This is a genomic window from Bacillus cereus group sp. MYBK216-1 (assembly GCF_051916495.1).
GTDB lineage: Bacteria > Bacillota > Bacilli > Bacillales > Bacillaceae_G > Bacillus_A > Bacillus_A thuringiensis_K.
This window is the reverse complement of the sequence record NZ_JBQAGT010000007.1, coordinates 110,180-130,077: the sequence shown is the minus strand read 5'-3', so window position 1 is coordinate 130,077 and position 19,898 is coordinate 110,180. Positions and strand designations below refer to the sequence as shown.

The window sequence follows — 19,898 nt, the reverse complement described above, 5'->3', positions numbered from 1 at the left end:
CTTTTTATTTTGTAGGAATAAAGAAAACAGATATAGCTGCGATAAGACCTGCAAAGGAGAATAAGTAAAAATTCCATGATAAGTCATATTGCATTGTCATAATAATACCGACGAGAATAGGGCCAGCAATTGCACCAACTCGGCCAAGTCCAAGTCCCCAGCCTAAGGAAGTAGCTCGGATATGTGATGGGAAGTATTGGGTTACATATGCATTTAATATTTGAGTAATACCGACTGATCCAATTCCAGCAAGACCAATTAAAAGATAAATGATTGTAACAGATGGTTTAATTGTTAATAGTCCAATACATATAGCTGCCATAAGATAGGAGATGCTAATAACGATTTTAGCTCCTATACGATCCGCGATTGCTCCAGCAAATAATGCACCGATAGCGGCAGTAATATTTAGCATAAGTAGAAATGATAAACTAGATCCAAGAGGGTATCCTGCCTGTCGCATCATCTGAGGTAACCAAGTATTTAAACCGTATATTAAAAACATTCCCATTATATAAGTGATCCAAAAAAGTAGCGTTGCTTTTATGTATTCTTTTGAGAATAAAGTAAGAAATCCATTTTTCTTTCGTATATTAGACGGAGTTTGATAAGTTTCATTTTTCGCATAGAATACAATTTGAAAACGATTAAGGATTTGGTCCACTTCTTTTTGGCGATTACGTGATAATAAAAATTGAATGGATTCAGGTAAATAACGAATAATGAAAGGAATGAGGAGTAGTGGAATCATTCCGATGCCAAACATAGTTCTCCATCCGAAACTTTCTAACATAAACATAGACAAAATAGCGCCTAACACGATACCTAAAGGATAGCCAGTAAACATAAGAGCATAAATAAAAGATTGTCGTTTTTTTGGTGAATATTCAACAGTAAGTGCTGAAGCTGTTGGAATAACACCGCCTAATCCGATTCCTCCAATAAATCGAGATAAACCAAATAATTCGGGAGAAGGAGCAAGTGCAGCTAGTCCCATTGTGATAGAAAAAAGCGCTAAACAGCATATAAGCATCCATTTTCGTCCAATTAGATCTGTAATAGTTCCAACTAGAATAGCACCAATAAACATCCCAAATAAAGCATAGCTTGCAATTGTGCCAGCGTAAGCTGGTGAAAGTGCCCAGCTTTTGTCTTCTAGGAGCTTTGGAAGAACGGCACCGTAAATACCTAAATCATATCCATCAGCTAGAATGGCTAGCCAACAAATAAAAACAACAAGTTTTGTAATAGAGCTTGAAAAGATAGTTTCTGTAGATTCTAGATGAGGTGGAGCTGAAGGTTGCATAGTATTCCCCCCCTTTTATTTGTAGATGAATATATTATTTTATTTTATGTTAATATTTTCCTCCCTGTGTCGAAATTTATCTGAAAAGGTTTTATAATCAATAAAGAAGTTCAACAGGAAACCTGTTGAACTTCTTTATTGGTTTACTCATTATCAACTCGTTTTAACGGTTGATCTGCTGGACCTTCAATAACGTCTCCCTCAATTGAAAAGCGGGAACCGTGACAAGGACAATCCCAAGTACAATCACCATTATTCCATTCAACTTCGCAGCCGAGATGTGTACAAGTTGTATCGACGATATGTAATTTTCCTTCTTTGTCCTTATAAGCACCTGCCCGTTTACCGTTAACATGTACGACAGATCCTTCACCAACTTCGAGATCTTCTGGTTTACGTAATGCATTTTCAATCTTTCCTTCAATTAAATGTTTCGCAACATCAATGTTCTGGGAGAGGAACGTTTTTATATCTGGATTTGCATGGAAGCGTGATGGTGCATACAGTTCTTTATAGGGACTGTGGACTTTTAGGATGGAGTCCTTCAGTAGGTGAGCGGCAGCAGTTCCAGTTGTCATTCCCCATTTGCGATATCCAGTTGCAACAAATATATTTGGATTTCTTTCGTTAATATGTCCGATATAAGGAAGCTTATCTAGAGTGATTAAATCTTGTGCTGACCATCTATAAGGAACTTCGTCTATTCCAAAAGTTGCTTCAGCAAAAGAATAGAGTGCTTCATAATGAAGCATCGTATTTATTCCTTGCCCTGTTTTATGACTCTCTCCGCCAATCAAAATTAATTTTTCTCCATTGTTTGTTATATAGCGTAAGGAGCGCTTTGGATCATCAATACTTAAATACATGCCACCTGGATAATCCATTTTTGCTTTTATTGCAAGAGCATAGGAGCGTTCTGCGTACATTCGCGTAAAGAAAAAGCTATTTGCATCATAAAAAGGAAAATGTGAACAAGAGACGACATATTCACAAGTGATATGATGGCCCTCTTTTGTAATTATTTGTGGATAATCTCCCTTTTCCACATTCATAGCTGTTGTTTGTTCGTAGAGCTTTCCGCCCATCTCCACAAACTTTTCTAAAAGTGTTTTTAAATAAAGAAGGGGATGGAATTGTGCTTGATTTTTCATTACAAGCGCAGATTGTACTGGAATAGGAATCGATAGAGATTGAACATAATCACAAGGTATATTTAATTTTTGATAAGCTTCATATTCTTTCGATAAATTTCTTAATCCGTTATCAGTAGTTGTATATAAATATGAATCTTCATTTGAGAAATTACAGTCGATTTTATATGTTTGAACAGTTTCGTTTATGAATTGTAGAGCCTGATTATTTGATTCATAGTAAAGCCGGGCCTTTTCTACACCGAAATGATTTATTAATTCATCATAAATAAGATCATGTTGTGCTGTTACTTTCGCTGTTGTATGCCCAGTCGTCCCGTTTAAAATACGACCAGAATCAATTAAAACCACATCGATGCCTTCTTTTGCAAGTAAATAGGCAGTGGTAATACCTGTAATACCAGCACCGATAATAGCAACTTTCGTTTTTATATTTTCGGATAAACGAGGAAAAGTAGGAAACTCGGTAGATTCAATCCAATAAGATAGCGGCAGTTGTGGAAATGTATCATTTGTCATTGCGGAAACCTCCTGATTTTAGAACAATTTTCCTTTTAATATTTCCATATTATATGAAAATCATGTGTGTTGTTTTAGAAGAAGTCTATTTTTATTAAAAGAGGATATAAATTATTTTAATATAATTAATTAGGTAGGGCATTATGAAGAAGTAGGATTTATATAAAACTAAATTCAAGTGATTCTATTTGTTGATTACATAGAGAGTTATTGAATGAGATAGAGTCTATGGCGTTTAAGAAAATGTCTATATATAGTGGATAAAACCTTATGGAATCTATACATTTTCTTTAGTGAAATAAAGTATGATTATAAAAATATAACCACCTTTTATTACTAGGTCATAAAAGGTGTTGACAATATAGAAATTCTATTGTTATGATTCATCATGTGGAAAGGTTGATAGAGAGTAAAAAGAGAAATGTTTTTCATTGATAATAAAAGCGAAAAATAAGTGACGATAGAGTGAGTATATTTTCCTTATAATAGATGCTTTTTGGATCATCTAGTAAAATCAATCTGGAAACAAGAATTGATATATGTAAGTTGCGCAAGGCGCGGCATAAGAAAGGGGCAAAAGGATGAAGGAGCTTCATACGTTTGGGTGGTATGCAGCACGTGTATCACCACATTTGCCGAAAAAAGCATTTAAACCAGTGCCTACTCGTTTATTTGGTGGACTGGCTTATTTGCTTGTGGCATTGGCGGGGTTAATATCGATTGGTGTATTTGAATTGAATGTGTGGGCGAATCTAGGAATTGCGATTGTTCTTGGATTATGTTTTGCTTCACTTGGATTTTTAGGGCATGAAATTTTACATGGAACTGTTGTAAGAAAGGCATGGCTTCGTGACTTCTTAGGCGCGATTGCATTTATGCCATTATCAACAGGGCCAAAGCTTTGGAGAAAGTGGCATAATGCAACGCATCATGTTCATACACAGCATGAAGAGAATGATCCGGATGCATGGCCGACACTTGAGAAACTTAAGAAGAGTAAGTTTTTGAGTTGGGTATATCGTATGCCTTTACATGTACGTTCATTCTTTAGTTTTCTGTCACTAACAATTCAATTTACATTGCATTCGACTCGAATGTTCTTTCATTTTATAAAAGAGTTCAAGTCATCCAATCAAAAATCTGTATGGCTTCAACTTCTTTTGCCTTGGACAGTTTGGATTAGTTTATTGTTTATTATGGGACCTGGAAAATGGTTATTTGCATATGTCATTCCGTTGTTAATTGCTAACTTTATTGTAATGGCATATATCGCAACAAATCACCGCTTAAATCCAATTGTTCCAGTAAATGATCCGTTAGCAAACTGTTTGTCAGTAACAGTGCCGCGCTGGATAGACGTTTTACATTTCAATTTCTCATATCATACAGAACACCATCTGTTTCCTGCTATGAGTTCTAAATACTATCCGTTAGTAAAAGAGAAGATTAAAGAAATGTGGCCGGAACGCTATCATGAGATGCCGATGACAAAAGCTTTGGCAGCGCTATGGAATACACCACGTGTGTATTATCAAGGAAGTGAATTAGTGGATCCGCATAGAGAGCATTTCTATGGTTCTTTAGGAAATGGACTAGATCCTCATAATATTTCATATCGTGAGGAACATATAGAGGAAGACGAAAGTATTAAAAAAGTAAATCAGTAAAAATTAATATATTTTTGCAATGAAAAAGCAAGCCATCTCAGGCTTGCTTTTTCTTATAAAGAAACTTCCGTTTTGTTCTTTTTATGGACTTGGACGGAGTTAGTTTCTTTTCGTTGTAGTCGTTTTTCTAAAAGATTAACAAAGTAAGTAAATAGAAGAACAAGTACGAGATAGTATACACCAACGATTATGTAAGTATCTAATTGTTGGAAGTTACCTGCTGCAATTGATAAACCTGATCCCCATAATTCGGACAGTCCTACGTAAGCGACAAGTGAAGAGTCTTTTAATCCAATAATAAACTGGTTTCCTAGAGGAGGAAGAGACAGACGAAATGCTTGTGGTAATATAATCCGGCGCATAGCTAAAGGATAAGGCATACCTAAGGAGCGAGCGGCTTCCAATTGTCCTCGGTCGACGGATTGAATGGATCCTCGGAAGATTTCCGTAATATATGCACCGTTATGAATTGCTAAAGCGATTGCTCCTGCCCAAAAAGGGGAGAAAACAATGACAGATGTAATGCCAAAATAGAGAATTGCGATTTGAACGATTAAAGGTGTACCACGAATAATAGCAATATAGATATGAGCAATGCTATTTAAAACTTTGTTATTCGAGATTCGAAAGAAAGCAAATAATAATCCAATTAATGAACCGAGTACTAGGGAGGTTAATGTTAATTGTAATGTGACAATGGTAGCCTTTAAGAGTGTGGGATAGGTAGAGATAAAAATTTCAAACATGCGTTTCACCTCATATTGTATAGATTTTAGTAGAGAATGAAATGCCCCACATAAAATGAACATTTAATGAGTGGGGCACTGTTTATGAATCTTTTGAATGGCTAACTTACTTCGTTTTTTCCTCTTCACCAAGAATATTACGCCCGAACCATTTTTTACTGATCTTTTCATACGTACCATCTTTAATGATTTCATCTAACGCTTTATTTACTTTCTCAACCATTTCTTTATCATCTTTGCGAATAGCAATTCCCATTTCATCAAGATTTAATGGTTTTCCCGCTTCTTTTATATTCGATTTTCCTTCTTTTATCATACGTAGACCAACCATTTGATCCGTAATTACTGCGTCAACACGCCCAGGCTCTAAATCCATAAGAGCAGTAATGTCGCTGTCATATTCTGTAATTTGATCTGTATATTTTGCAACAAGATTTTTAAAGGTACTAGCTTTTACAACACCAATTTTCTTACCTTTTAAATCTTCTGGAGAAGAGATAGCAGTATTCTTTTTAGTCACAAAAATTTGAGCGCCAGAGCGATAGTACGGATTTGAGAAACTAACAGCTTTTAAGCGCTCCTCTGTAATTGCCATACTACCCAGTATTACATCATATTTCTTCGCTTGAAGACCTTGAATTAGCGTTTCCCATGGGTTTGTAACTGGCGTAGCCTTCATGTTCATCTTTTTAGCAAGAGCTTCACCGATTTCTATATCAAAGCCGACAAGTTTGCCGTCGTTTTCTTTATAATTAAAAGGTTTGTATAATCCACTCATTGCATAGCGAAATTCTTTTTCACCATTTGATGAAGTAGTAGAGCTTTCTTTGCTACAAGCTCCTAGTATGAAGGATGTACATAGTGTAATGCTCGCAACAATGGTTAATAGTTTTCTTTTCATAAAACCCCTCCTATATATTGATCATACGGATGATTTTAAGTATGTTATTGAAATATTTTATTTGGATGATTAGTTGTGCACCGTATGAATGTATTCCTTTTCGTTTGAAACAGAAGTTACATTATAAAACGTTGCGTAAAAATTGTTTTGCCCGTTCATGTGATGGAGCTGAAAAGAATTGTGCTGGCGGAGCATCTTCTACAATCTTTCCATCATCCATAAAGATGACGCGATCAGCTACATCTCTTGCGAAATTCATTTCATGAGTAACAATAACCATTGTCATCCCTTCTTCAGCAAGTTCTTTCATAACTTGCAATACTTCTCCAACAAGTTCAGGGTCTAAAGCTGAGGTAGGCTCATCAAATAGCATAATCTTAGGGTTCATTGCAAGAGCTCGTGCAATGGCAACGCGCTGTTTTTGGCCACCTGAAAGAAGATGAGGAGTTACATCCGCTTTATCCTGAAGGCCGACTTTTTGGAGAAATTGAGTTCCAATATCCTTTGCATTTGCTTTCTCTAATTTTTTTACGTGAATAGGTGCTTCTATGATGTTTTCTAGTGAGGTCATATGAGGAAAGAGGTTAAAGTGCTGAAAAACCATACCGACATTTTCACGGACTTTATTTAAATTTGAATGTTTTGGATCAATTCGCTCACCTTGTAAGTGAATTTCGCCTTCATCGTACATTTCTAAAAAGTTAAGACAGCGAAGTAATGTACTTTTACCAGAACCACTGGCACCAATTAAAACAACAACTTCTTTTTCTTTTACTTCTAAATCAATTCCTTTTAACACATCAAGTGAACCGAATGATTTTACTAGATTTCGAACTTGAATCATACAAAACCCCCAGTTAAAAATATATTTTACAAATGTTGCCCCTTATTTCTGTTATTAGTCATAAATTGTCAGAATCCTTTATTTTTTTCGTGCAATTTGATATTCAAAGAAATAATATTTTTAAAATCTCTATATCCTTCTATAATGAAAATATGGATAATAATATATAGGTAGTATTTATATTGCTTATAAAAAGGGGGAAAGGGAAGATGGAAAAAGAAAGGAAAACATTTTCTTTTGGATTACGTACACAACTTATGCTATTCACTACAGTTTTAGCTTTTATTACATATTCAACAAGTATATTTTTTATTTACGTGATATACGATTATTTTCAAAGTTATGTAAGTCAAACTGTATATAATATTATCGTTATGTTATTAGGGGTAGTATGGTCTGGAATTTTAGCATATGGAGCAGCCGTATTTTTAATTAAACCACTTCGCAAGTTAGAGGAAGCGGCAAGAAAAGCAGCTGAGGGTGATATTCGTGAAGATGTTCCATTACCGAAGACAGATGATGAAATTAAATCTTTAAGTGTTGCATTTAATATGATGTTAGGAAACTTAAGGGGCATGGTAAAAAATATTGATACAACATTTTCGTATACAAATAATCAAGTACAGCAGATTAGAAAACAAACAGGCGAAGCAACGAGACAAGCGCAAGGTGTATCTGAGACACTTGCAGAGATTTCTTCAGGCGCTGAGCAATCAGCGGCATCAATTCAAGCAATTGTTTCTGCTGTTGATACAACGACGTCTATTGCAAGTGAAGTAGAAGAAAAAGCGAAGCAGTCTGATACATTGTCTTCAGAAATGGTTGAAGCTTTAGGGCATAGTACTCGTGTTTTTACGTCTTTAATTCAAGGTATTCAAACATTGGCAAAAGAAAATGAAGATTCAATGCAAAATGTACAGAAGTTAGAAGAACGAATGAAACAAGTAGAACATATTGTGTCTGTTGTGAGTGCGATTGCTAGCCAAACGAATTTATTAGCACTAAATGCTTCTATTGAGGCAGCTCGCGCAGGAGAGCATGGAAGAGGTTTTGCGGTTGTTGCGGAAGAAGTACGTAAACTTGCTGATGAAAGTGATCATTCTGCAAGAAACATATCGCAGTTATTACGGAATATGCAAGATGAAGTACAACAAGTTGCAATGAAAATGACAGAACAAGTGAAAATAGCTAAAGAAGAGGCGAAACGTGGGGAAGCTACGGAATTAATTTTAAAAGAAATGTCATCAAGTGTTATGGAAGTAGCCGATGCAACTCAGCAAATTAGTAGTTATATGAATGAACAAGTGAGCCACATTCATCAAACAGGAGCACAAACAAAAGCTGTAGCAGCAATTGCTGAAGAAACGTCAGCTGGTTCGCAAGAAGTGGCGCGTGTGACGCTACAACAGTCTAAAAATATGATAGTAATCGATCAATTATTAAAGGATTTAGAGAAGCAAGCAACTGATTTGAAACAAACAATTGAACGATTTTCAATGTAAAAGGAAGAACAGAATGCTGTTCTTCTCTTTTTTATTTAGCTTGATTTAATATTTACAGTTAAACTATGAACGTTTCCGCAACATTCTTTTCTGTCCCTTTCGGATGAAAATTATAGCGAGCTATAATATTAAAAGGGGTGTCTTTTATGAAAAAAGAAAAAAGACAACGGTTAATTAAACAATTTGTAAAGGAGTATGAAATAGATAAGCAAGAAAGATTAGTAGAATTGTTAGCAAAAAAAGGTGTATTAGTAACACAAGCTACGGTTTCTCGCGATATTCGTGAGTTAAACTTAACGAAGGTACCTTCTCAAGAAGGATTAATGATATATAAAGTTTTCTCAGAAGAGCATTTACAAACTGATATAAAGTTAAAGAAAAAATTACGAGAAGTTGTTGTAAAAATTGATTGTGTAGATCAATTAATGGTTATTAAAACATTACCTGGTAATGCACATGTTATTGGTGTTTTATTTGATGAGTTAGATTGGAAAGAAAAAATAGGATGTATATGTGGAAATGATACATGCCTTATAATTTCACAGTCGAAATCAGATAGGGAGATTATAGAAGAAAGATTAAATTTAATTATTTAGATACAAAAATCCTGTTTTTAATAAAATTAAAACAGGATTTTTGTTTAAATAAGGAAGTTAAATATTCAACATATATGCGTAATATATGTATTTTTTATTGAGAAAGTGAGATAGTTTGTTATAAAAATACATATTCGTATGATTTTAAAAAAATAACTTGTTTAATATTTCACAATGATAATGTGGATGCTTTCACAAAGATGAAAGTGCAGAGCATTTATTATGTACTTGTAAGACATCAAACATATTTAAAAGGAGGTACAACAAATGAAACATCCGATACATGTTACTTCAGAAATTGGGGAATTACAAACGGTTTTATTAAAACGACCGGGTAAAGAAGTGGAAAACTTGACGCCAGATTATTTGCAGCAATTATTATTTGACGATATTCCATACTTACCAATTATTCAAAAAGAGCATGATTATTTTGCACAAACGTTACGCAATCGGGGTGTTGAAGTTCTTTATTTAGAAAAACTAGCCGCTGAGGCGTTAGTAGATAAAAAACTTCGAGAAGAATTTGTTGATCGTATTTTAAAAGAAGGACAGGCCGACGTAAATGTTGCACATCAAACTTTAAAAGAATATTTACTTTCCTTTTCAAATGAAGAATTAATTCAAAAAATTATGGGCGGTGTACGGAAAAACGAAATTGAAACAAGTAAGAAGACACATTTATATGAATTAATGGAAGATCACTATCCGTTTTACTTAGATCCAATGCCTAATTTATATTTTACTCGTGATCCAGCAGCTAGCGTGGGCGATGGCTTAACGATAAATAAGATGAGAGAACCAGCGCGTAGACGTGAATCATTGTTCATGGAGTACATCATTAAATATCATCCAAGATTCGCAAAACATACTGTACCAATCTGGTTAGATCGTGATTATAAATTTCCAATTGAAGGTGGCGACGAGCTAATTTTAAATGAAGAAACAATTGCGATTGGAGTATCTGCTCGTACTTCAGCTAAAGCAATTGAACGTTTAGCTAAAAATCTCTTTAGCCGACAAAATAAAATTAAGAAAGTGTTAGCAATAGAAATTCCAAAATGCCGAGCATTTATGCATCTAGATACAGTATTTACAATGGTTGATTATGACAAGTTTACAATTCACCCAGCCATTCAAGGGCCAAAAGGGAATATGAATATTTATATTTTAGAAAAAGGATCAGATGAGGAAACTCTTAAAATTACACATCGTACTTCTTTAATGGAAGCATTAAAAGAGGTATTAGGCTTAAGTGAATTAGTTCTTATTCCATGTGGAGGAGGAGATGTAATTGCTTCTGCTCGTGAACAATGGAATGATGGCTCGAACACATTAGCAATCGCGCCAGGTGTAGTTGTTACATATGATCGCAACTATGTATCCAATACGTTATTACGGGAACATGGTATAGAAGTGATTGAGGTGCTAAGTTCGGAATTATCTCGTGGTCGTGGGGGTCCACGTTGCATGAGTATGCCAATTGTTCGTAAAGATATTTAGTATAAATAACGGAGAAAGTAGGGATGAAGTATGTTAATGACTAGACCAAATTTAAAAGGAAGAAGCTTTCTAGCAGAAAAAGATTTTACACAAGAAGAATTGTTATATTTTCTAGATTTGGCAGCAGAATTAAAAGAGAAAAAGAAAAATGGTATCCCGCATCATTATTTAGAAGGTAAAAATGTAGCGCTCTTATTTGAAAAAACTTCTACTCGTACGCGTTGTGCATTTACAGTAGCATGTACAGATTTAGGGGCAAATCCTGAATATTTAGGGAAAGGTGATATTCAACTTGGGAAAAAAGAATCTGTAGAGGATACAGCAAAAGTGTTAGGGCGTATGTTTGACGGAATTGAGTTTCGTGGATTTAGTCATGAAACTGTAGAATCTTTAGCACAAAATTCTGGTGTGCCGGTTTGGAATGGATTAACAGACATGTGGCATCCAACACAAACACTAGCAGATTTATTAACAATTAGAGAACATATAGGAAAATTAAAAAATGTGAAGCTCGTTTATGTTGGAGATGGACGAAATAATGTTGCTAATAGTTTACTAGTTGGTGGAGCAATCATTGGAATGGATGTACGTATTTGTACACCGGAATCTTTATGGCCTGCACAAGAAGTAATTGATTTAGCAAAAAAATATAACGAACAGGTAATGATAACAAGTAATGTGGAAGAAGCTGTTGCGAATGCAGATGTAATTTATACAGATGTATGGGTGTCTATGGGGGAAGAAGAAAAATTTGCTGAACGTGTGGAGTTATTGAAACCTTATCAAGTAAATATGAAAATGATTAAAGAAACAGGGAATGAAAACGTGATTTTCTTACATTGTTTACCTGCATTTCATGATGTTGAAACGATGTATGGCGAAGAAGTTTATGAGAAATATGGGTTGAAAGAAATGGAGGTAACTGACGAAGTATTCCGCAGTAAACATTCAAAAGTATTTGATCAAGCTGAAAATAGAATGCATACAATTAAAGCGGTTATGGCAGCTACTTTAGGAAACATGGAGTAAAGAAGAAAGGGAGTTTTCCTTTCTTCTTTCTCCTCCTTTAGACACTATCATTCACTATTGCTTTTGTATTGTTATTGCAATTAAAGAGAGGTGAGTGGAATGGGTGAAGATAAGAAACTAGGATTGTTTACATTAACGGCTCTTGTAGTAGGGTCTATGATTGGTGGTGGAGCATTTAATTTAGCAAGTGATATGGCAAAAGGTGCTGGTGCGGGACCTATTATTATTGGTTGGGTTATAACAGGAATTGGAATGATTGCACTCGGATTATCTTTTCAAAATCTCACTGTAAAACGACCAGATTTAGATGGTGGTATTTTTAGCTATGCAAAAGCAGGGTTTGGTAATTTTATGGGATTTAATAGTGCGTGGGGATACTGGCTATCTGCTTGGCTTGGGAATGTAGCTTACGGTACATTATTGTTCTCTTCATTAGGATATTTCTTCCCGATCTTTGAAGGCGGGCAAAATGTAGCGTCTATTATTGGTGCAAGTGTATTATTATGGTGTGTTCACATGTTAATTTTACGTGGAGTTCAATCAGCAGCCCTTGTGAATTTAGTAACTACAATCGCAAAATTAGTACCTGTATTTGTATTTATTGTCATAGGAATCTTCGCGTTTCATATTGATACGTTCTTAGATGGATTTTGGGGGCAAACTGGTTCTTTTTCATGGGGAGCAGTTGGCAGCCAAGTTAAAAGTACAATGCTTGTAACTTTATGGGTATTTATTGGGGTAGAAGGGGCTGTTGTTTTATCCAGTCGAGCAAAAAATAGAAGTGATGTAGGGAAAGCAACCGTTATTGGCTTAATTGGTACACTCGTCATTTACATTTTAATCACATTATTGTCTCTTGGACTTATGCAGCAAGTAGATATTGCAGGTTTGAAAAATCCGGCTATGGCTTATTTATTTGAAAGTGTTGTTGGAAAATGGGGTGCTATCTTTATTAATTTAGGTTTGGTCATCTCTGTATTAGGTGCTTGGTTAGGTTGGACTTTGCTCGCTTCTGAAATTCCATATTTAGCGGCTAAAGATGGAGTATTTCCAAAATGGTTCGCAAAAGAAAATAAAAATAAGGCTCCAGTAAATTCATTATGGATAACAAATGGTTTAATACAAATATTCTTGTTAACATTCGTCGTTTCTGATCAGGCGTATAACTTTGCATTCTCTTTAGCATCTTCAGCTATTTTAATCCCATATGCTTTTTCAGCATTTTATCAACTGAAGCATAGCTTAAAGTCTGAAGAAGCAGATCGAAATAAAAATATAATAATTGGCTTGATAGCAAGTATTTATGGCGTGTGGTTAGTTTATGCAGCCGGTTTAGAGTATTTATTATTAACAATGACTTTATATGCGCCAGGTATTTTTATTTTTTACAATGTTCAAAAGCAAAAGAGTTCGAAGCAAATATTTACTCGAGTGGAATTAGCATCATCCGTAGTAATTGGTGCTTTAGCATTCTTTGCGATTTATGGATTAATTACAGGCAGTATTACTTTATAAAGCGCTGTGAAAGCGAAATCAACTGGAGGGCTGGAATATGGTACGAAGAAAAATTGTAGTTGCACTAGGGGGAAATGCGATACAGTCTGGAGAAGCTACTGCGGGAGCGCAGCAAGAAGCGTTGGAAAAAACGGCGGAACAACTTGTGAAAATAATGGAAAATGATGTGGATATAGTAATTGCGCATGGAAATGGCCCACAAGTGGGGAATATTTTATTACAGCAAAAAGCTGCAGAAACGGAAAAGACACCTGCAATGCCATTAGATACTTGTGGGGCAATGAGCCAAGGGATGATTGGATATTGGATGGAAAATGCGATTGAAAAGGCATTGAAAAAGCGGAATATAAATAAAGACGTAGCAACGGTTATAACACGCGTTGTTGTGGATAAAAAAGATGAGGCATTTAGAAATCCAACTAAACCAATTGGTCCTTTTTATACAGAAGAAGAGGCCAGAAGATTAATGGATGAAACAAAAGCAGTGTTTAAAGAAGATGCTGGTAGAGGATGGAGACGTGTTGTTCCATCACCGAAGCCTGTAAGTATTCATGAACATAAAGTTATTAATTCTTTGGTCGAAGATGGAAACATAGTGATAGCTGTTGGCGGAGGTGGAATTCCAGTAATTGATTCTGAAGAAGGGTTAGAAGGAACTGAAGCGGTTATCGATAAAGATTTCGCTGCGCAGAAATTAGCAGAATTAGTAGATGCTGATACGCTCGTTATTTTGACTGCAGTTGATCATGTGTATGTAAATTATAATCAACCGAATCAAAAAAAATTAGAGCATGTCACAGTGAATCAATTAGAAGAATATATTGAAGAACAACAATTTGCTGCGGGAAGCATGCTTCCAAAAATTGAAGCTGCTATTAATTTTGTTAATACAAATCCAAAAAGAAAAACGATTATTACGTCTTTAGAAAAAGTATATGAAGCACTAGAAGAAAAAGCTGGTACTATTATTTCAAAACAGAATGTATGCATGTATGTTTAAATTATTATGTACGCTACTTAGTAGTAAAAAAGAATGGAGTTAGTAACTTCATTCTTTTTATTTATTAATATTTTTTGTGCTCATTGTTCATAAAGTTTTCATGATGAAATCTGAATATATAAGTTAATTATGATAAAATTCAAATTGAATACGCTTTCTTGATTTTTCGCTCCAACATACAGCAAGAGAGAGGGAATTTTATGAATAGACGGAACGTAGTGAAAGACTTAAAGCAGTTCGAATTATTTGCTCATTTAACAGAAAAAAAATTGAAAGGGTTAACAGAGTTTGTTTATTGGCGAACTTATAAAAAAGGTCAATTTTTATTTTTAGAAGGGGATTCAAGGGAAAGAATTTACTTCATGTTAGATGGTTTTGTAAAGTTAGAGCGGGTTAATCAAAATGGGAACTTATTATACGATGACTATGTAAAGCGGTATTCTATTTTTCCTTATGGTGGTATGTTTACAGACAGAGGATATAACTATACAGCAGAAGCAATGACGGATGTGGAGGTATATTATATTCCAACGGTAATCTTTGAAGATATGGTAAAATCCAGCAGAACGCAATTGATGTACGTTGTTCAGCAATTATCATCTATATTAAAATTGAACGAAAATCGAGTGCAAAATATTACAATTCCTAATGCACAAGATCGTGTTATCCAAACGTTAAATTATTTAATGCAGGATTTAGGAGAACAGAGTGGGGAAAAGATTGTAATTTCATGTCCACTTACAACAATTGAAATATCCAAAATATCTGGAACATCTCGAGAGACAGTTAGCGGTGTATTAAAACAATTAAAAAATGATAGCATTGTTACAATTTTAGATAAAAAAATTACAATACATGATCCAACATATTTTGAAGAAATCTCTATGTGAAAATTGTATATTGATTTTTAATTCATACGGTATATTAATAAGGTTCTTTATATATTTATAAGGGACTTTTTTACGTTATCCGCTATAAAAAGATTGTATAGTATGGTAATAATAGCTAAAATCGATAATAAAAAACAAAGTAAAGGGGAGAAGGAATGATTCGCATTGAGTATGATCGATTAGTAGCTATTTGTTACAGTATAGGGGTTTTATTATTATTAAAAATTCCAAATGATAATGAATTAATTGGGGAAAAACTATTCAACGTCTATAGGGTTCCGATACATACGTATGTTTATATGGATTATAAAGTCTCAAATATATTGATTGTTTCTTTCATACTACATGTAATTGCATTTATATTATTTTTAAAATGGCTAGGAAAAAAGGAGTCTAGTACATTTAGAAAAATGAATAAGATAAAAGTAGTAGGTACTAGTATTTTGATTTTAATGATGCCGTTTATTTTAAATAACATCCTCCAGACATTGAATAAAACATGGTACTACGCAGGAAAAACAGGTGTAGAAGCCATAGAATATAAAAAAGATGATAGCCAGTGTAGAGTGGAGAAAAATGGAGAGGATATCGAACGAAAGTGCATCGTTACTTTAAAAAATTATCGTAGTCATTCACAAGCATTAAAAGTTGTTTTATATGATAATGCAAACGAAAATTCAAAAAGTTATCCGGTACCGAAACCAGTCTATTTGCAAAAACACGAGACAAAGCAATTCGAATTTCAAGTTCCTGTTTCTTATAATAGCGGTATTGAAAAAGATAAATTTCCAAATATTAAATTACATTCATTGCATGAAAATGATACGAAATACAATTAATCTATAAGTAAAAGTTTATGAGTAGGAGCAAGAATTTGAAACGATATAGAAAATCAATTTGAATCATCCAACATGCTGCGAGGTAACGGCATATTGGATGATTTTTTATTGTATACCTTTTTACATATGAAAAGGAGGGATACAAAAGAGAAAAATTATCGTAACTATGATGTCCGCTTCTTAATCGAAATGGTATACGACGTTCGCGTGCGTGGACAAGAGCTGATGAGGAATGAGATTTGCTCTTGTGAGAAATAAATAAAGCATAAGAATAAAGAATCTACATAGAGTTCAATGAAAACAGTTGCAAACTGTTCATATTTTGTTATGATAGTGTTACGAAAACGTTTGCATAAAATTCCGATGGGATGCAAAAGGAGAGAAGGACTATGAATAAGACATGGTGGAAAGAAGCAGTTGCTTATCAAATTTATCCACGTAGCTTTATGGATTCAAATGGAGATGGTATTGGAGATTTACAAGGTATTATTGCGAAACTGGATTATTTAAAAGATTTAGGTATAGATGTAATTTGGATTTGCCCAATGTATAAGTCACCTAATGATGATAATGGTTATGACATTAGTGATTATCAAGATATCATGGATGAGTTTGGTACGATGGAAGACTTTGATGCTTTACTAGATGAAGTTCATAAGCGTGATATGAAGCTTATTATTGATTTAGTTATTAATCATACAAGTGATGAACATCCATGGTTTATTGAGTCTCGTTCATCTAAAGACAATCCGAAGCGTGATTGGTATATTTGGCATGATGGTAAAGATGGTGCGGAACCAAACAACTGGGAAAGTATTTTTAATGGTTCGGCATGGGAATATGATGAAGTAACAGGACAATATTATTTACACTTATTCTCGCGTAAACAACCAGATTTAAACTGGGAGAATAAAGAAGTTCGCGAAGTATTATACGATACAGTTAATTGGTGGCTTGATAAAGGTATTGATGGTTTCCGCGTTGATGCGATTAGTCATATTAAAAAAGAAGAAGGTCTCAAGGATATGCCAAATCCAAAAGAGTTAAAATATGTGCCATCTTTTGATAAACATATGAATGTAAAAGGTATTCAACCTTTATTAGAAGAGCTAAAAGAAAATACATTCTCTAAGTACGATATTATGACTGTTGGTGAAGCAAATGGCGTTAAGATTGAAGATGCTGAGCTTTGGGTTGGAGAAGAGCAAGGTAAGTTCAATATGGTATTCCAGTTTGAACATTTAAGTTTATGGGATGCAGAGAAGAAGAAAGACCTTGATGTTGTAGGATTGAAAAAAGTATTAACGAAATGGCAAAAAGGATTAGAAAATAAAGGATGGAACGCTTTATATATTGAGAATCACGATAAACCACGTATCGTTTCAACATGGGGAGATGATAAACAATATTGGCGTGAAAGTGCAACAGCTCTAGGAGCGATGTATTTCTTTATGCACGGTACACCGTTTATTTATCAAGGACAAGAAATTGGTATGACAAATGTTCAGTTACCAAATATTGAAGATTACGATGATGTAGCAATTAAAAATTTATATCGCGAGAAAATTGCAGAGGGCGTACCACATCAAGATATGATGGAGATTATATGGGCTTCTTGCCGCGATAATTCACGTACACCTATGCAGTGGAATGATGAGATGAATGCTGGTTTCACAACAAGTACACCTTGGTTTAGCATGAATCCAAATTACAAAGAAATTAATGTTGAGAAGCAAAAAAATGAAGAAAAGTCTATTTTCAATTTCTATAAGAAAATGATTGCCCTGAAAAAAGAGCACGATGTACTGAACTATGGTACGTACGATTTACTTTTAGAAGACGATCCACAAATTTATGCATATACACGTACGTTACAGGATGAAAAAGTCATTGTAATTAGTAATATCTCAAAAGAGGAAGCTGTGTATAATGAGGGTTCATTTGCACTAGAACGCAAACGTTTGCTTTTAAATAACTATGAAGTTGCGGAACATGAAGAAGTAACAACAATTGCTTTAAAACCTTATGAAACAAGGGTTTATCGCATTTCATAATAAAAAAGGATGCTCTTTGAGCATCTTTTTTTATGAAAAAAAATAAATTTCTATTGCAAAGTGAAAACGCTTTTATTAAAATAGATTTATGAAAACGGTTGCGTAAAAAGAAAAATGATATGAGGAATCGTTTTCATAAAAGGGACAGAAATTATAATTTAAATCATTATGTTGTTATAAATAAAGGGGAGGAAGAACAGATGAAAATTACGTCTTTTGATTTTTGGCAAAAGTTCGGGAAAGCTTTATTAGTTGTTGTAGCCGTAATGCCAGCAGCTGGTTTAATGATTTCCATCGGTAAGTTAATTGGTATGTCTGCTGGGGATGTTAACGCAGTTCATACAATCGCTCGCGTAATGGAAGACATCGGTTGGGCAATCATTACAAATCTACACATCTTATTCGCAGTAGCAATTGGGGGATCTTGGGCGAAAGATCGCGCGGGTGGTGCATTTGCAGCGCTATTAGCATTCGTCTTAACAAACCGAATTACAGGAGCTATATTTGGCGTAAACGCTGAAATGTTAGCGGATTCAAAAGCGAAAGTTTCTTCAGTAATAGCGGGAGATTTAATTGTAAAAGATTACTTTACTTCTGTACTTGGTGCACCTGCATTAAACATGGGAGTGTTCGTAGGGATCATCACAGGTTTCTTAGGAGCTACTTTATATAACAAATATTATAACTATAATAAACTGCCACAGGCATTAGCATTCTTTAATGGAAAACGATTTGTACCATTCGTTGTAATTCTTTGGTCTACAGTTACTGCGATTGTATTATCACTTCTATGGCCATTCATCCAAAGTGGGTTAAATGAATTTGGTCGCTGGATTGCAGCTTCAAAAGATAGCGCACCAGTTGTTGCACCGTTTGTATATGGAACGTTAGAGCGTTTATTATTACCATTTGGTTTACACCATATGTTAACGATTCCGATGAACTATACAGAGCTAGGCGGAACATATACGATGTTAACTGGTTCAAAAGTTGGACAAGTTGTAGCAGGACAAGATCCATTATGGCTTGCATGGATTACAGATTTAAATAATTTACTAGCAAATGGAGATACGAAGGCATATAACGATTTATTAAATAACGTTGTACCAGCTCGTTTCAAAGCTGGACAAGTTATCGGCTCAACAGCAGCGTTAATGGGGATTGCATTTGCGATGTTCCGTAACGTTGATAAAGAAAAGCGTGCAAAATATAAACCAATGTTTTTATCAGCAGCATTAGCAGTATTCTTAACAGGTGTAACAGAACCAATTGAATTCATGTTCATGTTTATTGCTCCAGTATTATATGTTGTATATGCTATTACAACAGGACTTGCATTCGCGCTAGCTGATTTAATTAACTTACGTGTTCATGCATTTGGATTTATTGAGTTAATTACTCGTACACCAATGATGGTTAATGCAGGTTTAACAAGAGACTTAATCAACTTTGTTATTGTTTCATTAGTGTTCTTCGGTCTTAACTTTACACTATTTAATTTCTTAATTAAAAAATTCAATTTACCAACACCAGGGCGTGCAGGTAACTATATTGATAATGAAGATGAGGCATCAGAAGGAACAGGAAATGTACAAGACGGTTCATTAGCAACAAAAGTTATCGATTTATTAGGTGGAAAAGAAAATATTGCTGACGTAGATGCTTGTATGACACGCTTACGTGTAACAGTAAAAGACTTAGATGTTGTTGCACCAGAAGCACAGTGGAAACAAAATGGTGCTTTAGGGCTTATTGTAAAAGATAAAGGTGTACAAGCGGTATATGGTCCGAAAGCTGACGTATTAAAGTCAGACATTCAAGATATGTTAGGTGCGTAAT

At 34.5% G+C, this 19,898-nt stretch carries 15 protein-coding genes and 2 pseudogenes; 12 read left to right on the top strand and 5 right to left on the bottom strand.

All coding sequences use genetic code 11. The features are described from left to right. Nucleotides 1–4 precede the first annotated feature (4 nt). Both ACTFRH_RS22925 and ACTFRH_RS22920 read right to left on the bottom strand, forming a co-directional pair. Nucleotides 5–1,306: an MFS transporter gene (locus ACTFRH_RS22925; protein ID WP_001183097.1), complete on the bottom strand. Its 1,302-nt coding sequence runs from the start codon at nucleotides 1,304–1,306 to the stop codon at nucleotides 5–7. Between the two features lie 143 nt (nucleotides 1,307–1,449). Further along, on the bottom strand, nucleotides 1,450–2,976 hold the full coding sequence (locus tag ACTFRH_RS22920) for an FAD-dependent oxidoreductase (RefSeq protein WP_000180401.1): 1,527 nt from the start codon (nucleotides 2,974–2,976) through the stop codon (nucleotides 1,450–1,452). Nucleotides 2,977–3,557: 581 nt separating this feature from the next. Here ACTFRH_RS22920 and ACTFRH_RS22915 point away from each other — a divergent pair. After that, entirely contained in the window at nucleotides 3,558–4,643 is a 1,086-nt protein-coding gene (locus tag ACTFRH_RS22915; protein WP_000661213.1) for a fatty acid desaturase family protein, read from the top strand. A gap of 53 nt (nucleotides 4,644–4,696) precedes the next feature. Here ACTFRH_RS22915 and ACTFRH_RS22910 read toward each other — a convergent pair whose 3' ends face one another. The 3 genes from ACTFRH_RS22910 to ACTFRH_RS22900 form a co-directional block, all read right to left on the bottom strand. Continuing rightward, nucleotides 4,697–5,452 (bottom strand): amino acid ABC transporter permease, encoded by a 756-nt coding sequence (locus ACTFRH_RS22910; protein ID WP_003299858.1) that lies wholly within the window; start codon nucleotides 5,450–5,452, stop codon nucleotides 4,697–4,699. A 43-nt stretch (nucleotides 5,453–5,495) separates the two neighbouring features. After that, nucleotides 5,496–6,290 carry an ABC transporter substrate-binding protein gene (locus ACTFRH_RS22905; protein WP_000823750.1) on the bottom strand — a complete coding sequence of 265 codons (795 nt, stop codon included), beginning with the start codon at nucleotides 6,288–6,290 and terminating at the stop codon, nucleotides 5,496–5,498. A gap of 121 nt (nucleotides 6,291–6,411) precedes the next feature. Continuing rightward, entirely contained in the window at nucleotides 6,412–7,134 is a 723-nt protein-coding gene (locus ACTFRH_RS22900) for an amino acid ABC transporter ATP-binding protein (RefSeq protein ID WP_000616922.1), read from the bottom strand. Nucleotides 7,135–7,343: 209 nt separating this feature from the next. On the opposite strand from ACTFRH_RS22900, the pseudogene ACTFRH_RS22895 reads away from it, so the two are divergent. The 11 genes and pseudogenes from ACTFRH_RS22895 to ACTFRH_RS22845 all read left to right on the top strand — a co-directional run. Continuing rightward, nucleotides 7,344–7,694: pseudogene (locus ACTFRH_RS22895) on the top strand (HAMP domain-containing protein); the annotation flags it as partial. Nucleotides 7,695–8,063: 369 nt separating this feature from the next. Then, a pseudogene (locus tag ACTFRH_RS22890) lies at nucleotides 8,064–8,636 on the top strand (methyl-accepting chemotaxis protein); the annotation flags it as partial. Between the two features lie 146 nt (nucleotides 8,637–8,782). After that, nucleotides 8,783–9,232 carry an arginine repressor gene (argR, locus tag ACTFRH_RS22885; RefSeq protein ID WP_000711829.1) on the top strand — a complete coding sequence of 150 codons (450 nt, stop codon included), beginning with the start codon at nucleotides 8,783–8,785 and terminating at the stop codon, nucleotides 9,230–9,232. 267 nt (nucleotides 9,233–9,499) lie between these two features. Continuing rightward, nucleotides 9,500–10,732, top strand: a complete 1,233-nt coding sequence (gene arcA, locus ACTFRH_RS22880) for an arginine deiminase (protein ID WP_000682334.1) — start codon at nucleotides 9,500–9,502, stop codon at nucleotides 10,730–10,732. 30 nt (nucleotides 10,733–10,762) lie between these two features. Next, the gene (gene argF, locus ACTFRH_RS22875; RefSeq protein WP_000930301.1) at nucleotides 10,763–11,761 is read left to right on the top strand and encodes an ornithine carbamoyltransferase; all 999 of its coding nucleotides are present in this window, start codon (nucleotides 10,763–10,765) and stop codon (nucleotides 11,759–11,761) included. Between the two features lie 99 nt (nucleotides 11,762–11,860). Continuing rightward, a complete protein-coding gene (gene arcD, locus ACTFRH_RS22870) occupies nucleotides 11,861–13,276 on the top strand; it encodes an arginine-ornithine antiporter (protein WP_000503421.1) in 1,416 nt (471 codons plus the stop codon). Nucleotides 13,277–13,313: 37 nt separating this feature from the next. Next, the gene (arcC, locus tag ACTFRH_RS22865) at nucleotides 13,314–14,276 is read left to right on the top strand and encodes a carbamate kinase (RefSeq protein WP_000252340.1); all 963 of its coding nucleotides are present in this window, start codon (nucleotides 13,314–13,316) and stop codon (nucleotides 14,274–14,276) included. A gap of 200 nt (nucleotides 14,277–14,476) precedes the next feature. After that, nucleotides 14,477–15,166 carry a Crp/Fnr family transcriptional regulator gene (locus tag ACTFRH_RS22860; protein ID WP_001081904.1) on the top strand — a complete coding sequence of 230 codons (690 nt, stop codon included), beginning with the start codon at nucleotides 14,477–14,479 and terminating at the stop codon, nucleotides 15,164–15,166. 155 nt (nucleotides 15,167–15,321) lie between these two features. Further along, nucleotides 15,322–16,005 (top strand): hypothetical protein, encoded by a 684-nt coding sequence (locus tag ACTFRH_RS22855; RefSeq protein WP_000619197.1) that lies wholly within the window; start codon nucleotides 15,322–15,324, stop codon nucleotides 16,003–16,005. A gap of 389 nt (nucleotides 16,006–16,394) precedes the next feature. Further along, entirely contained in the window at nucleotides 16,395–18,059 is a 1,665-nt protein-coding gene (locus ACTFRH_RS22850) for a glycoside hydrolase family 13 protein (RefSeq protein ID WP_001044745.1), read from the top strand. Between the two features lie 200 nt (nucleotides 18,060–18,259). Beyond that, complete coding sequence (locus ACTFRH_RS22845) at nucleotides 18,260–19,897, top strand: PTS transporter subunit IIBC (protein ID WP_000705560.1); 1,638 nt, start codon at nucleotides 18,260–18,262, stop codon at nucleotides 19,895–19,897. Nucleotide 19,898 lies beyond the last annotated feature (1 nt).

Excerpts from the sequence above, each read along its gene's own strand:
- ACTFRH_RS22925 (WP_001183097.1), bottom strand. The coding sequence starts at position 1,306 with ATGCAACCTTCAGCTCCACCTCATCTAGAATCTACAGAAACTATCTTT.
- ACTFRH_RS22920 (WP_000180401.1), bottom strand. The coding sequence starts at position 2,976 with ATGACAAATGATACATTTCCACAACTGCCGCTATCTTATTGGATTGAA.
- ACTFRH_RS22915 (WP_000661213.1), top strand. The coding sequence starts at position 3,558 with ATGAAGGAGCTTCATACGTTTGGGTGGTATGCAGCACGTGTATCACCA.
- ACTFRH_RS22910 (WP_003299858.1), bottom strand. The coding sequence starts at position 5,452 with ATGTTCATTTTATGTGGGGCATTTCATTCTCTACTAAAATCTATACAA.
- ACTFRH_RS22905 (WP_000823750.1), bottom strand. The coding sequence starts at position 6,290 with ATGAAAAGAAAACTATTAACCATTGTTGCGAGCATTACACTATGTACA.
- ACTFRH_RS22900 (WP_000616922.1), bottom strand. The coding sequence starts at position 7,134 with ATGATTCAAGTTCGAAATCTAGTAAAATCATTCGGTTCACTTGATGTG.
- argR (WP_000711829.1), top strand. The coding sequence starts at position 8,783 with ATGAAAAAAGAAAAAAGACAACGGTTAATTAAACAATTTGTAAAGGAG.
- arcA (WP_000682334.1), top strand. The coding sequence starts at position 9,500 with ATGAAACATCCGATACATGTTACTTCAGAAATTGGGGAATTACAAACG.
- argF (WP_000930301.1), top strand. The coding sequence starts at position 10,763 with ATGTTAATGACTAGACCAAATTTAAAAGGAAGAAGCTTTCTAGCAGAA.
- arcD (WP_000503421.1), top strand. The coding sequence starts at position 11,861 with ATGGGTGAAGATAAGAAACTAGGATTGTTTACATTAACGGCTCTTGTA.
- arcC (WP_000252340.1), top strand. The coding sequence starts at position 13,314 with ATGGTACGAAGAAAAATTGTAGTTGCACTAGGGGGAAATGCGATACAG.
- ACTFRH_RS22860 (WP_001081904.1), top strand. The coding sequence starts at position 14,477 with ATGAATAGACGGAACGTAGTGAAAGACTTAAAGCAGTTCGAATTATTT.
- ACTFRH_RS22855 (WP_000619197.1), top strand. The coding sequence starts at position 15,322 with ATGATTCGCATTGAGTATGATCGATTAGTAGCTATTTGTTACAGTATA.
- ACTFRH_RS22850 (WP_001044745.1), top strand. The coding sequence starts at position 16,395 with ATGAATAAGACATGGTGGAAAGAAGCAGTTGCTTATCAAATTTATCCA.
- ACTFRH_RS22845 (WP_000705560.1), top strand. The coding sequence starts at position 18,260 with ATGAAAATTACGTCTTTTGATTTTTGGCAAAAGTTCGGGAAAGCTTTA.